The organism is Streptomyces sp. GDS52 (genome assembly GCF_052246875.1).
Classification (GTDB): Bacteria; Actinomycetota; Actinomycetes; order Streptomycetales; family Streptomycetaceae; genus Streptomyces; species Streptomyces cathayae.
The window spans coordinates 4,436,000-4,450,750 of sequence record NZ_CM125966.1; the positions used below are offsets into that span (position 1 = coordinate 4,436,000).

Annotated in this window: 10 protein-coding genes; 7 read left to right on the forward strand and 3 right to left on the reverse strand. The window is 73.5% G+C overall.

The window, feature by feature from the left end; all coding sequences use genetic code 11:
* Positions 1-6: 6 nt before the first annotated feature.
* Complete coding sequence (locus tag ACTWJ9_RS20285) at positions 7-1,434, reverse strand: ABC transporter substrate-binding protein (protein WP_387039134.1); 1,428 nt, start codon at positions 1,432-1,434, stop codon at positions 7-9.
* Positions 1,435-1,784: 350 nt separating this feature from the next.
* Complete coding sequence (locus tag ACTWJ9_RS20290; protein ID WP_387039150.1) at positions 1,785-5,408, reverse strand: FHA domain-containing protein; 3,624 nt, start codon at positions 5,406-5,408, stop codon at positions 1,785-1,787.
* Positions 5,409-5,912: 504 nt separating this feature from the next.
* Between ACTWJ9_RS20290 and ACTWJ9_RS20295 the strand changes: the two genes are divergently transcribed.
* The 4 genes from ACTWJ9_RS20295 to ACTWJ9_RS20310 all read left to right on the forward strand — a co-directional run bounded on the left by ACTWJ9_RS20295 (position 5,913) and on the right by ACTWJ9_RS20310 (position 11,188).
* A complete protein-coding gene (locus ACTWJ9_RS20295) occupies positions 5,913-7,595 on the forward strand; it encodes a serine/threonine-protein kinase (RefSeq protein ID WP_387039137.1) in 1,683 nt (560 codons plus the stop codon).
* Between the two features lie 153 nt (positions 7,596-7,748).
* Positions 7,749-9,020 carry a serine/threonine-protein kinase gene (locus ACTWJ9_RS20300; protein WP_279335658.1) on the forward strand — a complete coding sequence of 424 codons (1,272 nt, stop codon included), beginning with the start codon at positions 7,749-7,751 and terminating at the stop codon, positions 9,018-9,020.
* Positions 9,021-9,120: 100 nt separating this feature from the next.
* Entirely contained in the window at positions 9,121-10,227 is a 1,107-nt protein-coding gene (gene prfB, locus ACTWJ9_RS20305) for a peptide chain release factor 2 (protein WP_279335659.1), read from the forward strand.
* Between the two features lie 307 nt (positions 10,228-10,534).
* The gene (locus ACTWJ9_RS20310) at positions 10,535-11,188 is read left to right on the forward strand and encodes a hypothetical protein (RefSeq protein ID WP_279335660.1); all 654 of its coding nucleotides are present in this window, start codon (positions 10,535-10,537) and stop codon (positions 11,186-11,188) included.
* 152 nt (positions 11,189-11,340) lie between these two features.
* On the opposite strand, the gene ACTWJ9_RS20315 is transcribed toward ACTWJ9_RS20310, so the two are convergent.
* Entirely contained in the window at positions 11,341-11,532 is a 192-nt protein-coding gene (locus ACTWJ9_RS20315; RefSeq protein WP_279335661.1) for a hypothetical protein, read from the reverse strand.
* A 269-nt stretch (positions 11,533-11,801) separates the two neighbouring features.
* Here ACTWJ9_RS20315 and ftsE point away from each other — a divergent pair, with 269 nt between their 5' ends.
* From ftsE to ACTWJ9_RS20330, 3 genes are all read left to right on the forward strand, one after another.
* Positions 11,802-12,491 (forward strand): cell division ATP-binding protein FtsE, encoded by a 690-nt coding sequence (gene ftsE, locus ACTWJ9_RS20320; RefSeq protein ID WP_279335662.1) that lies wholly within the window; start codon positions 11,802-11,804, stop codon positions 12,489-12,491.
* Positions 12,492-12,520: 29 nt separating this feature from the next.
* Positions 12,521-13,438, forward strand: coding sequence for a permease-like cell division protein FtsX (gene ftsX, locus ACTWJ9_RS20325; protein WP_279335663.1), 918 nt, complete (start codon positions 12,521-12,523; stop codon positions 13,436-13,438).
* Between the two features lie 120 nt (positions 13,439-13,558).
* Positions 13,559-14,719 carry a S41 family peptidase gene (locus ACTWJ9_RS20330; protein ID WP_279335664.1) on the forward strand — a complete coding sequence of 387 codons (1,161 nt, stop codon included), beginning with the start codon at positions 13,559-13,561 and terminating at the stop codon, positions 14,717-14,719.
* The last annotated feature ends 32 nt before the right edge of the window (positions 14,720-14,751 follow it).

Sequence of the window (14,751 nt, forward strand, 5' to 3'; positions counted from 1 at the left end):
GCCGGATCAGTCCCCGTACGCCGCGGCCGCGTCGGCCTCCAGCTTCGCCTGCGTCCCCGCGATGTCCTTCGGGTTCTTCAGGAAGTCCTGCAGCGCCTTCCACTCGCCCTTGCCGGGGGTGCCGCCGAACGCCTGCGGAGCCTGGTCGGACATGTCGAAGCGGAAGTCGTCCCCGGCGTCGACGAGCGCCTTGGCCATCTTCTGCTGCACCGCGTTCGGATACGCCGAGTTCGGCACGTTCCTGTTCGGCGAGAGGTAGCCGCCCAGCTTCGCCTGGATGCCGGCCGCGTCCGGGGAGGCGAGGAAGGTCGCCAGGGCCTGCGACGCCTTCGAGTCCTTCAGGATCACGGCCGCGTCGCCGCCGGACACCACGGGCGGGCTGTCACCGACCGCGGGGAACGGGAACACCTTCGCGTCCGTGCCGACCTTCGCCTCGGTCTCACCGATGTTGACCTGCACGAAGTCGCCCTCGTAGACCATGCCGGCCTTGGGCTGGTCACCGCCGGTGAACGTCTGCGTCACGGAGGCCGGGAACTCGGTCTGCAGCGCGCCGCCCGGGCCGCCCGCCACGTAGTCCGGCTTGCCCCAGACCTCCGCCAGTGTGGTCAGCGCCTCCTTCACGGAGGGGTCCGTCCACTTGATCTCGTGCGCGGCGAGCCGGTCGTACTTCTCCGGGCCCGCCTGGGAGAGGTAGACGTTCTCGAACCAGTCGGTCAGCGTCCAGCCGTCGGCGCCGCCGACCGAGAACGGGGTGACGCCGGAGTCGTAGACCGTCTGCGCCGCGGTGAGCAGCTCGTCCCACGTCTTCGGCTCGCTCGCGCCCGCGTTCTCGAAGACCTGGGCGTTGTACCAGATCAGCGACTTGTTGGCGGCCTTGTAGTAGACGCCGTACTGCTTGCCGTCGACCGTGCCGATGTCCTGCCAGCCCTGCGAGTAGTTCTCGGCGAGCTCCTTGGTGGCCTCGGCGCCCAGCGGCTTGGCCCAGTTCTTCTCCACGGCCTGCTTGATGGCGCCCGGCTGCGGCAGCAGCGCCACGTCGGGCGGGGCGCCGCCCGCGATCTTCGACCCGAGGAAGTTGACGATGGGGTCCTGGGCGGGAACGAAGGTCACCTTCGCGCCGGTGCGCTTCTCGAACTCCGCCAGGACCTTCTTGAAGTTGGCCTGTTCGGTGCCGGTCCACACGGCGGCGACCTCGAGACTCTCACCGTCCAGCCGGGGAAGCGTGACGGTGGCGGCGGTCTCGTCGGCGGTGCCGTCCGGGCCGTCGTCGGTACCGTTGTCGTCGCTCCCTCCGCACGCGGTGAGCGAGACCGCGAGGACACCCGCGACGACGGCGGCGGAGGTTCTCGCCGCCCTGCGGGTGCGGGGAGTCGGCGTTTTCGTGGGTGTGCCGGGCGACCTGTGGATCCGGATGGTTCTGCTCGTCCTGCGCATCACTGCCCCGTTCTTCGTACCTCGTCGAACGTCGAGCGCTGTCCCGTGGGCTCTGTGTACGCCCGGGAGGACGGGGCGGCAAGACCGCCTCCTGCGTCCAGTCCGGGATCGTGACCGCGTCGTGACTCTCCGGGGCCGTGGGGCGCCGGATCGGGGCACGCCGGGACGGCGCATGCCGGGGCGGGTCGTGTCCGTGCCGCGTGGCGGGTGACGCGAAAGCGGGCGCCGCGCGGTCGGACGGCCCGGGAACGGCTGACGCACGGTCGGGTGCCGCGCGGTCGGGTGCCGCGAAAGCCGGTGACGTGCGGTCGGATGACGCGCCGTCAGGTCGGAGCCGGGTCAGAGTCAGGTCAGAGCAGGGACGGCACCTCGGTGGCCGAGACCTGGCGGGCCGCGCGTTCCAGCGCGCTGGCGAGCAGCGCGAGGTCGGTCGGGCCGTTGCCGAGTTCCCGGACCGGGCGGCGGGCCGGCGGATCGCCCATGCGGTGCCACTCCAGCGGCACGACCGTGGGCCGCAGCGTCGCCGTACGCGGGATGCGGCCGGTCACCCGGCCGCCCTGGAACGCGGTCACCGTGCCGTCCGGGTGGACCAACTGCCCGCGACCCGGAGCCGGTTCTCCTTCGCTGCCCCGGCCCTGCTCGAACGGGGAGGTGTCCCCGCGGCCGCCCGGCGCGGGCGGGTCGAGCGTCACACGCAGGGTCGCCCGCCGCACCGGCTCGGTCTCCGCCGTACGGGCGCAGGGGCCGGTGGCGGCCACCAGGTGCACGCCGAGGCGCTCGCCCTCCCGGGCGACCGCCTCCAGCGCCCGCAGCACCGACCCGGCGGCGGGCCGCCCCGGCGAGCCGAGCGCGGGGGCGACCAGCGCGTCCAGGTCGTCCACGACCACCACCAGCCGGGGCAACGGCGGCGGGGTCTCGGCCCTGCGCCGCGCGGCCCCGGGCCGCAGCCGCAGCGTCGAACTGGGCGGGGCGTCCAGGTCGTCCCCCGGGTACTCACCGCCGGCGGCCGCCTGGCCGCGGGGCGCGGTCGTGCGCTGGGCGACCATACGGTCCGACAGCTCACGCCCGGTGTGCCACTCCACGAAGTCCGACCGGCCGAGCAGTTCGGCACGCCGTTTCAGCTCGGCGCTCAGCGACTGGGCGAACTCCCGCATCCGCACCGGGTCGTTGGCGCTGAGATGCGTGGTGACGTGCGGTACGTCCGTACACATCCGCAGTCCGTCGCCCGGACCGCCGCCCGACGCGGCGGCGCACCGGCCGTCCACCAGGACGACGCCCAGCCGGTCCGGCCGTTCGGCCGCGGCCAGGGAGGCGACGACGGCCCGGAGCAGTTCGGTACGGCCGCTGCCGGGCGGCCCCTCCACCAGCAGATGCGGCCCCTCGGCCGCGAGGTCGGCGCAGACCGGGCCGCGCGGACCGGCGCCCAGCACCGCGGACACCCGGCCGCCGACGCTCTCCCTGTCGTCGGCCGCGTCCGCCCAGCGGGCCATCAGCGAGGCCGGGGTGGCGCGGGCCAGCCCCAGTTCGTCCAGCAGCCGCGCCGACGGGGGCAGCGGCGCCGACACCCGCGGGTGCACCGTGCCGGGGGCGCCCTCCGGGCGCAGCGGTGCCAGCGCCCGCGCGAAGCGTTCGGCCCACGCCGGGGAGACCGCGTCGACCGTGGCGACCGTGCCGTGACCGACCGGCCCCGGTGCCGTGCCCGTACCGGTGCCGGCCACCCGCAGCAGCCGCAGGGTGGTCGCCACGTCCCCGCTGAGCAGGGCGACGGCACCGCACTCCCGGAACGCCGGGGTCACCGCGCAGGCCGCCTCGTACGTCCGCGTGACCGGGGACGCGGCGGAGGCGGCGGACGTCTCCGCGAGACACAGCAGGTGGATCCCGGCCCGCGGCCCCTCCACGGCCAGCCGCACCAGCGCGTCGCGCACCCCGGCGTCCCCGGGGTCGCCGTCCACGACGACCACGGTGTACGGCCCCGCGGAACCGTCCGCCGGGCCGGCGCCGTCGCCCACGGCCCGGGAGGGAGGTCGGCGCTCGCCCCGGTCGGCTCCGTCGGGGCGGGGCTGCTCCGGGATGAGCGGGGCGGCGGGGGCCGGCCCGGTGGGCGGGGCCGGCCGGGTGGGCGAGGACTGGGCCGCGTGGTCGTGGTCCGCCAGGCGGCGCAGCAGTTCCTCGGTGCGGGCCGCGGCCTGTTCGCGGTCGTGGGCGAGGAGCAGCCGGCAGTCCTGGCCGTGTCCTGGGCGTACGTGCGGCAGCCAGCCCAGCCAGGCCCATGCGGCGGTCCGCTCCTCCAGGGGGCGGGAGCGGTCCGCGGCGATCAGGACGATCTCCAGCGCGTCGGGGGAGTGCAGCGCGGCGAGCTGGGCCAGCACCACGCGGGCCAGCCCGGTGAGCCGCTCGCGCGGGCCGGCCAGGCCCAGCGAGCCCACCTCGCGCAGTCCCGAGGTCATCGGTACGGCGGGCAGCAGACCCGCGCCGCCCGGCGCCGCCCGGTCGGCCGTGCCGAGGCGTATCGCGAGGGTCTCCGGATGGCCGGGCCCGCGCTCCCACAGCCGGGGGCCGGGGCCCAGCGCGGTCAGCAGCAGGGCGGCGGGGTCGGGCCAGGTCTCGGGCGGGCCCGGCGCGGCCACGGCCCGTCCGGGCGGGACGGCACCGGCCGTCTCCCCGCCGGTCCGCCCGTCCGACCCGGCGGTCTCCGGCTCCTGGCGTCCCCCGGTCAGCCGCCGCGCCCACGCGGAGAGCCCGCCGCGCCTGCGGGCGCCGGAAGGCTGCTGCGCGAGCCCGGTGTCGTCCAGGTCGGTGCCGCGCAGCGGGGTGCCCTTACGGCTGGTGGGGGCAGGGCTTCCGGGGCCGCCGGTGCCCGAGCGGGTGGCCCCGGTGGGGGGTGCCGGGGGCGCCGGGGGTTCTGGGGCCGTCCCGCCGTACGGGTCGCCCGGGTCGCCCGGACGCCCGGTGTCCGGGGTGCCGTCGGCAGGCCTCGGCTGCGACACCCGGCGCCCCTTGGGGGCCAGCGGCACCTCGCCCCGGGGAACGACGTGCACCGTGCGCCCGCCGGGGCCGGAGGGGCCCGTCCCAGGGTTCTCGATCCCCGGTGCGCCGCCCTGGCCGGGGACCAGCGGCGCGCCCGCCCCGTATCCGCCCGAGACGGTGGCCCAGGGGGCGGAACCGTAGCCGTGGTGGGTCGGACGGCCCGGCTGCGCAGGTTGCGCGGCCGGTACCCGCGCGTACCCCGACCCCAGCGTCCCCGTCCCCGAGGTCGTCCCGGCCGACGCCCCCGCCCCGGCCGGTTTCCCGCCGTCGTCGCCCGCGGGGGGACCCGGTACGCGGACGTGCCCCTCCCCGTCCGGGGTCGTCCGCGCGCGGGCTCCCGGCCCGGCGGCCGGGGTGAGGCGCAGGGCCGACTCGCCGATCCGCAGCAGCGCGCCCGGTGCCAGCGCGACCGGGCGCGGGCCCACCCGCCGGCCGTCCAGGGTCGTGCCGTTGGTGGAACCGAGGTCGGCGACCGAGACCCTGCCGTCCGGGCCGACCGTCACCGCGCAGTGCAGCCGGGACACGTCCGGGTCGTCGAGCGGCACATCGGCGTCGGCCGAGCGGCCGATGCGGATCTCGCCGCCGTGCAGCAGATGGACGCCGCCCGCGTCGGGACCGGCGACGACATGGAGCCTGGTCGGGGTGTCGTCCAGCTCGGGATGCGGTTCGGGTGCGCCGGGGGCGCCCACGGCCAGCACCGCGCCGTCGATCAGCGGAGGTTCGCCGAGGGTGCAGCGCTGGACGTCCAGCCACTGGTCACCGGCGTACAGCACCGGGGCGCCCGAGCCCGAGGAGGAGCCGGATCCCCCGTCGCCGCCGGACACCGCGGAGACCAGCGCGGCGGCCACCGCCGCCAGGGCCGTACCGGCGGGGGCGGTGACGACCACGTGGCCCCGTGCGGGGGAGGGCGGGCCCAGCGGGTCTACGACGGTCAGCCGGATCTGCATCGCCGGGAGCGGTCCCTTCTGCGCGGGCGCCGCGGCACAGGGGACGAAGCGGCCCCGCGGTCCCCCACCGCGGACTTCCCCCACCACCACACGCGCACGTACGGCCAGTACTGCAGGCATCCTCGCACCTGACACCGGCGACATGCCCGCCCCCCGGCGTCAAATGATCTTGATTGGTCGGCTCTGCCCTCAAAAGTGCCTGACCAATGCGCCGTGGATGATCGTTTCAGCACTGCTTGAGATCGGTCGCGTCCCCTGTCCGGCAACCAAACGGACCGAGTCGAGCGTCTTCCGTCGAACGCGGACGGGACCCCGTACGTAGAGAACCCCACACGGTCCCGGCGCGAAGAGGACGCGAAGAGGACGGCAAGAGGACGGGAAGCCGTCGAAGTCGACAGGCCGGTGATGCGTGGGGCGGCACTACAGTGGAGCGGAGCATTTTCGTTCCGCGGTACGACGAACCACGGTGTACGCCAGCCAGGCAAGCAGCAGGGAGCGCATGACGTGCGGCCGGTAGGGAGCAAGTACCTGCTCGAGGAGCAGATCGGACGCGGTGCCACGGGCACCGTCTGGCGGGGCCGCCAGAGGCAGACCGCGGGGGCCGAGGCGGCGGTGCCCGGCCAGCCGGGTGAGACCGTCGCGATCAAGGTCCTCAAGGAGGAGCTCGCGAGCGACGCGGACATCGTGACGCGGTTCCTGCGGGAGCGCTCCGTCCTGCTCAGGCTGACCCACCCCAACATCGTCCGGGTCCGCGACCTGGTCGTCGAGGGCGACCTGCTGGCTCTGGTCATGGACCTCGTCCAGGGCCCCGACCTGCACCGCTACCTGCGGGAGAACGGCCCGTTCACCCCCGTCGCCGCCGCGCTGCTGACCGCCCAGATCTCCGACGCGCTCGCCGTCAGCCACGCCGACGGCGTGGTGCACCGCGACCTGAAGCCCGCCAACGTCCTGCTCAGGCAGGACGGCGGCGCGCTGCACCCGATGCTGACCGACTTCGGCATCGCCCGGCTGGCCGACTCCCCGGGCCTGACCCGCACCCACGAGTTCGTCGGCACGCCCGCGTACATCGCGCCCGAGTCCGCCGAGGGCCGCCCGCAGACCTCCGCCGTCGACATCTACGGTGCCGGCATCCTGCTGTACGAGCTGGTCACCGGCCGCCCGCCGTTCTCCGGCGGCTCCGCCCTGGAGGTGCTGCACCAGCACCTGAGCGCCGAACCGCGCCGCCCCTCCACGGTCCCGGACCCGCTGTGGACGGTCATCGAGCGCTGCCTCAGCAAGGATCCCGAGCGCCGGCCCAGCGCCGAGAACCTCGCGCACGGCCTGCGGGTCGTCGCCGACGGAACCGGTGTGCACGCGAACTCCGCGCAGATCGCCGCCGCGGAGAACGTCGGCGTGCTCCTCGCGCCCGACCCGGCGCCCGCCCCCGTGCCCGGCACACCGGCCGCGCCCGGTGCCGCCGACCCGACGCAGGTACTGCCGCACACCGGGGGCGCGTACGACCCCAACGGCGCGACCAGCGTCCTGCCGCACGCCGGTGCCCACACCGGCGGGCCCTCCGGTGCCGCCGACCCGACCGCCGTCATGCCCCCGGTGCCACCGGGCCCGCCCGGCCAGGGCGGTCAGGGACAGGGTGGCCCCGACGACCCGCACCCCTGGCAGAACCAGCTGCGCGCGGCCCGCGACCGCAACGAGCAGACACAGGTCCAGTACCTCGACCCGGGCGAGGACCCACTGCGCCGCCGCCCCCAGCGGCAGGTCGCCCGGCCACCGCAGCCCGCGCAGCAGCCCCAGCCGTCGCAGCAGCCGCAGCAGCGCCGGTCCGCCCCCGGCCACGGACAGCAGCCGCAGCCGTACCAGCAGCCGCAGCAGTACGCCCCGCCACCGCCGCAGCGGCCGCGGCAGCCGGAGCCGCAGCGCTACACCCCGCCGCCGGAGCCGCGGCGTCCCGCGCGCGAGCCGCGGCAGCGGCAGCGCAGCGCCAACCCGATGCGCATCCCCGGCCTCGGCTGCCTGAAGGGCTGCCTGTTCACGATCCTCATCCTGTTCGTCGCGAGCTGGCTGATCTGGGAGCTGAGCCCGCTGCAGGACTGGATCGGCAGTGGCAAGGGCTACTGGGACCAGCTCACCGACTGGTTCGGCACGGCGACGGAATGGGTCCAGGACCTGGGCGGACCCGGGGCGCCGTAGCGCCCCGGGCACGAGAGCCGACCGCCCCTCCGGGGGCGGTTCCGGCCTGTCTGCCGATTTGTCGACACCCGGCGGGTGAATTCGGCGTCCCCGGTGAACGTCGGCTTTCGAGGCGCGTAGCTTTGGCGACAACACGCGTCGGTAGGAGCAGTCTTGGCACGGAAGATCGGCAGCCGGTACACCGCCCACCAGATCCTGGGCCGGGGCAGCGCCGGCACGGTGTGGCTCGGCGAGGGGCCGCGAGGACCCGTCGCCATCAAGCTGCTGCGCGAGGACCTCTCCTCCGACCAGGAACTCGTGGGACGTTTTGTGGGGGAGCGGACGGCACTGCTCGGCCTGGAGCACCCGCACATCGTCTCGGTGCGCGACCTGGTGGTCGACGGCAACGACCTCGCCCTGGTCATGGACCTGGTCCGCGGCACGGATCTGCGCACCCGGCTCGACCGGGAGCGCAGGCTCGCCCCGGAGGCCGCGGTGGCGATCGTCGCCGACATCGCGGACGGCCTGGCGGCGGCGCACGCGGCGGGGGTCGTGCACCGGGACGTCAAACCGGAGAACATCCTGCTGGACATGCAGGGCCCGCTCGGTCCCGGCGGCTCGCACCGTGCCCTGCTGACCGACTTCGGCGTGGCCAAACTCATCGACACCCCGCGCCGCACCCGGGCCACGAAGATCATCGGAACGCCGGACTACCTGGCGCCGGAGATCGTGGAAGGCCTGCCGCCGCGCGCGTCGGTCGACATCTACGCGCTCGCCACGGTCCTGTACGAGCTGCTCGCGGGCTTCACGCCGTTCGGCGGCGGACACCCCGGGGCGGTGCTGCGCCGCCACGTCACCGAGTCGGTGGTCCCGCTCCCCGGCATCCCCGACGAACTGTGGCAGCTGCTCGTGCAGTGCCTGGCCAAGGCGCCGGCCTCGCGGCTGCGGGCCTCGGAACTGGGGACCCGGCTGCGGGAGCTGCTGCCGATGCTGGCGGGGATGCCGCCGCTGGACGTGGACGAGCCGGACAACGATCCGGTGGAGCCGGAGAGGCCGGAGCGAGGGAACATCCCGGTCTCCGGCCCGGCACCGGGCACCGGGGTGCCCGTGCGGCGGCGCGGCGCGGTCCCGCTGGTGCCGGGTGCGAGGCCGGCCGACTCCAACCGGGACACCCACACCTCGATGCGGGTGCCGACCCCCGACGAGCTGGCCGGCGGCGCCCGCGGCACGGCCCGCGCGCCCCGCGCGAGCGGCGCCCGCCGTCCCGGTTCGGCCCGCAACCGCGTGCTGGCCCGCCGGCGCCGGCTGACCCTGGCCGCGCTGACGGTGACCCTGCTGGCCGCGGTGGGCGCCGGCGCCTGGCTGGCCACCTCGGACGACGAGCCGGGAACAACCTCCCCGGGCGGCGGCAACGGCACCGGCAACTCGGCCCCGGCCGTCCCCTGAGCCGCACCCGCCCCACACGTGACCAGCGCCGACGTCACCGGTGGGGATTCCGGCCCGGTGTTCGGTAGGGGCGGCTCGAGCGAGCCGTTACGCTGGGGGTGTGGCAGTCGTCGATGTATCCGAAGAGCTCAAGTCCCTCTCCTCGACCATGGAGTCGATCGAGGCCGTTCTGGACCTCGACAAGATGAGGGCAGACGTCGCCGTGCTCGAGGAGCAGGCGGCCGCGCCCTCCCTGTGGGACGACCCGGAGGCGGCGCAGAAGATCACCAGTAAGCTCTCCCACCTCCAGGCCGAGGTCAGGAAGGCGGAGACGCTGCGCGGGCGGATCGACGATCTCGCCATTCTCTTCGAGATGGCCGAGGAGGAGGACGACCCGGACACCCGCGCCGAGGCCGAGGCCGAGCTCACGGGCGTCCGCAAGGCGCTCGACGAGATGGAGGTCCGCACCCTCCTGTCCGGCGAGTACGACGCCCGTGAGGCGCTCGTCAACATCCGGGCGGAGGCCGGTGGCGTCGACGCCGCCGACTTCGCGGAGAAGCTCCAGCGGATGTACCTGCGCTGGGCCGAGCAGCACGGCTACAAGACCGAGGTCTACGAGACCTCGTACGCGGAGGAGGCCGGCATCAAGTCGACCACCTTCGCCGTGCAGGCGCCCTACGCCTACGGCACCCTCTCGGTCGAGCAGGGCACGCACCGCCTGGTGCGCATCTCGCCCTTCGACAACCAGGGCCGTCGCCAGACCTCGTTCGCGGGCGTCGAGGTGCTCCCCGTCGTCGAGAAGGCCGACCACGTCGACATCGACGAGAGCGAGCTGCGCGTCGACGTCTACCGTTCCTCGGGCCCCGGCGGCCAGGGAGTCAACACCACCGACTCCGCGGTGCGCATCACGCACATCCCGACCGGCATCGTGGTCTCCTGCCAGAACGAGCGCTCCCAGATCCAGAACCGCGCCACCGCGATGAACGTCCTCCAGGCCAAGCTGCTGGAGCGGCGCCGCCAGGAGGAGCAGGCCAAGATGGACGCCCTCAAGGGCGACGGTGGCAACTCCTGGGGAAACCAGATGCGTTCGTACGTGCTGCACCCCTACCAGATGGTCAAGGACCTGCGCACGGAGCAGGAGGTCGGCAACCCCGAGGCCGTGTTCAACGGTGAGATCGACGGCTTCCTGGAGGCCGGAATTCGCTGGCGCAAGCAGCGGGAGAAGTGACCTCCGCGCTGACAAGCGCTTTGTCGACAAGGCAACTGCCGCCCTCGGGGCGGCAGTTGCCTTTCGCGTACCGGGGATGTCGGGGTTTTACGTCACACTCACGGCTTCGATGTTCGGCAAAACGCGCGTACCTGGACATCGCGTACGCAACGGCCTTGACGTTCATTTGAAAAGTGGGAAGGGTGAGGCGCGGCATGCGTATCTCTGGGGCGCATGTGAACCGGGGCGCGTTTCATCGCAGTTACCCCGTTGATCACGGCCCCGAGCGCCGCCTCACTGACGATGAGCTACTGGGGGTAGCAACCAGATGACCAAGAAGACGCGTATCCGTGTCGCACGGATCGCGGCCGCTGCCGTGATCGCGGGCGGCGCCTCGCTGACCGCCGCCGGCGCGGCCTCCGCCCTCGGCATAGGCGTGAACGCCGGTGTCGGGAGCCAGGGCGCCAACGTCGGCGTCAACGTGAACGTCGGGGACGAGGACGCCGACGACGAGGAGCCCACCCCGCCGGAGACCCCGCCGACCGAGCTCCCGACGGAGCCGACCGAGGAGCCGACGGCGCCGACTGAGGAGCCGACGGAGCCGACTGAGGAGCCGACCGAGGAGCCGTCCACCGACCCCACCGAGGACCCCACGACGGACCCGAGCACCCCGAGCACCCCGGGTGCCCCGGGCAACGGTGACAACGGGAACGGCGACGACAAGGGCAACGGCGGTGGCGGCAACGCCGCCAACCCCGCCGGTGGCTCCGACGTCTCCACCCAGGAGCAGGGCTCCTCGGCCCTCACCGACACGGGCGAAGAGCCCGCCACGTCGGCCCAGGGCAACGGCCAGGAGCTCGCCGAGACCGGCGCCGCCGAGATGACCTTCCTGGTGCTCGGTGCCGCCACGATGATCGCCGGCGGCATCGGCTTCCGTGTGCTGCCGCGCCTCATGACCGGCCGCGGCGGCGCCACCGCCTGACGGTGACGCCGCGCGTACACACCGTACGCAGGGCAGGGACGCAGACACAGACCGAGGGGCCCGGAGCGCAACTGCGCTCCGGGCCCCTCGGGCGTGCTCGGGGTTCTCCGTGCCGGACGTGCCGGGTATGCCGGACGGCGGATCCGTGACGGTCAGACGGTCTGGTGGGCGAGCAGTGCCACCGCCGCGACCAGGATCGCCAGCAGGGCGATCAGCGTCATGGGGTTCAGGCCCGCGAAGAAGTTCACCTGCTGCATCCGCTCGCGGCTCGCACGGCACACCGGGCACCGGCCCTCGCTCACGGGTGCGGCGCAGTTGGCGCACACCAGCCGGTCGTACGTCATCCGCTCTCCCTTCTCGCACCGGTCTCAGTCAGTACAACGCCCGCGGGGGTGTGAATGTTCCCCCCACCACTGTGCCAGGTTCCCCGGGAATCGGCGCGGCCCCCGTATCCTGCCCGCCCCCGCCCCGCCCCCGCTCCCGGGCCGGCGGGCTCGCCGCACATCCGGCATAAAGCGCGCAAGTGTCACGCAACCCACTCCGGTGACTGCGGCCGGGCTTCCGCTTCGCGTAAGGTCACGCACATCTACCCCCGGCGACCCGTGGTGCACCCGTGATCCGATTCGACAACGTCTCCAAGGCCTACCCCAAGCAGAACCGTCCAGCCCTCCGGGATGTCACCCTGGAGGTCGAGAAGGGCGAGTTCGTGTTCCTCGTGGGGTCCTCGGGCTCCGGCAAGTCCACCTTCCTGCGACTGATCCTCCGCGAGGAGCGGGCCAGCCAGGGTCAGGTGCACGTCCTGGGCAAGGACCTCGCGCGCGTCTCCAACTGGAAGGTGCCGCAGGTCCGGCGCCAGCTGGGGACGGTGTTCCAGGACTTCCGCCTGCTGCCCAACAAGACGGTCGCCGAGAACGTGGCCTTCGCGCAGGAGGTCATCGGCAAGTCCCGGGGCGAGATCCGCAAGTCCGTGCCGCAGGTGCTCGACCTCGTCGGACTCGGCGGCAAGGAGGAACGGATGCCCGGTGAGCTCTCCGGCGGTGAGCAGCAGCGCGTCGCCATCGCGCGGGCCTTCGTCAACCGGCCCAAGCTGCTCATCTGCGACGAGCCCACCGGCAACCTCGACCCGCAGACCTCGGTGGGCATCATGAAGCTGCTCGACCGCATCAACCGGACGGGCACCACCGTGGTGATGGCGACGCACGACCAGAACATCGTGGACCAGATGCGCAAGCGCGTCATCGAGCTGGAGAAGGGCCGCCTCGTCCGCGACCAGGCACGCGGCGTCTACGGCTACCAGCACTGACGAGGAACGGAAAGGCTTAAACCCACGCCATGCGCGCCCAGTTCGTTCTGTCGGAGATCGGTGTCGGTCTCCGCCGCAATCTGACGATGACCTTCGCCGTCGTCGTCTCCGTCGCCCTGTCGCTCGCCCTGTTCGGCGGGTCGCTCCTGATGAGCGACCAGGTCACCAGCATGAAGGGCTACTGGTACGACAAGGTCAACGTCTCCGTCTTCCTGTGCAACAAGAGCGACGCCGAGTCCGACCCCAACTGCGCCAAGGGCGCGGTGACCGAGGACCAGAAGGGGCAGATCAAGGGCGACCTGGAGAAGATGTCGGTCGTCGACTCGGTCACCTACGAGTCCCAGGACGCGGCGTACAAGCACTACAAGGAGCAGTTCGGCGACTCCCCGCTGGCCAGCTCCCTCACCCCGGACCAGATGCAGGAGTCGTACCGCATCAAGCTGAAGGACCCGGAGAAGTACCAGGTCGTCGCGACCGCCTTCGACGGCCGGGACGGCGTGCAGTCCGTGCAGGACCAGAAGGGCATCCTGGACAACCTCTTCGGGCTGCTGAACGGCATGAACTGGGCCGCCCGCGCGGTGATGGCGCTCATGCTGGTCGTCGCCCTGATGCTGATCGTCAACACGGTGCGCGTCTCGGCGTTCAGCCGGCGCCGGGAGACCGGGATCATGCGCCTGGTCGGCGCCTCGGGCTTCTACATCCAGGCGCCGTTCATCGCCGAGGCCGCGGTCGCCGGACTCATCGGCGGCACCCTCGCCTGCGGATTCCTGCTGGTCGGCCGGTACTTCATCATCGACAACGGACTGGCGCTGTCGGAGAAGCTGAATCTGATCAACTTCATCGGCTGGGACGCGGTACTGACGAAGCTTCCGCTGATCCTCGCCACGAGCCTGCTGATGCCCGCCCTGGCCGCTTTCTTCGCGTTGCGCAAGTACCTGAAGGTTTGACGGCTTTCCTGCTTCGGTGTGAACGTCGGACCTCTTCGCAAGAGACCGAGTGACCTTTGCCACGAGGGGCGTGCGGCCAACGCGCGGTGCGCCCCTTCGCGTTGTCCTAGACTCGCCGGCATGTCAGGTCGTGCCCTGTTCTGCCAGCCCCGCCGCTTCCGCCGCGGATCCGCCCTGACGTTGGTGTTCGCGAGCGTGCTCGTGGCCGGCGCGGCCACCGGCAGCCTGCCCGCGACCGACCGGAAACCCGCAGCGCGCCCCACCCAGGCGGCCGCCCCCACCGGACGCCACGCGGAGGTCGCCGAGGCGGCCGAGGAGGCCATGGCGGCCGGCACGTCCCCCGTGGAGGCCGCCGAGCGCGCCGTCAGCCGCAGTGGGGACCGGTGGGGCGCCGTCTACTCCCCGGGCGAGTACGAGGAGTTCGAGGACGCCCTCGACGGCCGGTACACCGGTGTCGGCCTGTGGGCCCGGGAACGGTCCGGCCGGATCGAGGTGACCGGGGTGGGCAGCGGCACCCCCGCGGCCGAGGCCGGTATCCGCGCGGGCGACCGGCTGCGCAGCGTCGACGGCGAGCGGGTCGACGGGCGGCCCGTCACCGAGGTCGTCTCCTTACTGCGGGGTGGCGACGCGGCCGAGTCCGCCGGCACCACCGTCCGCCTCGGCCTGGAGCGCGGCACGCGCACCTGGAGCGAGACCCTGCGCCGGACCCGGCTCTCCCGCGACACCGTCACCGTCGACGAACTCCCCGGCCGGATCACCGTCATCAAGGTCGGCGCCTTCACCAAGGGCTCCGGCGACCAGGTACGGACCGTCGTCGAGGAGGCACCGGCCGACGCCGGCCTCGTCCTCGACCTGCGCGGCAACTCCGGCGGCCTGGTCACCGAGGCCGTCACCGCGGCCTCCGCCTTCCTCGACGGCGGCCTGGTCGCCACGTACGACGTCGAGGGCGAGCAGCGCGCCCTGCACGCCGAGCCCGGCGGCGACACCGGCAGACCCCTGGTCGTGCTCGTCGACGGCGGGACGATGAGCGCGGCCGAACTGCTCACCGGCGCCCTCCAGGACCGGGGCCGGGCGGTCGTGGTGGGCGCCCGCACCTTCGGCAAGGGCTCCGTGCAGATGCCCGGCCGGCTGCCCGACGGCTCGGTCGCCGAACTGACCGTCGGCCACTACCGCACCCCGTCCGGCCGGGGGGTCGACGGGCACGGCATCACCCCCGACCTGGAGGCCGAGACGCAGGCGCTCCGGCGGGCGGGAACGGTCCTCGCCGGGCTCGGCCGGTAGCCGCGCGGGAAACGGCTTTCCACAAACCTGCT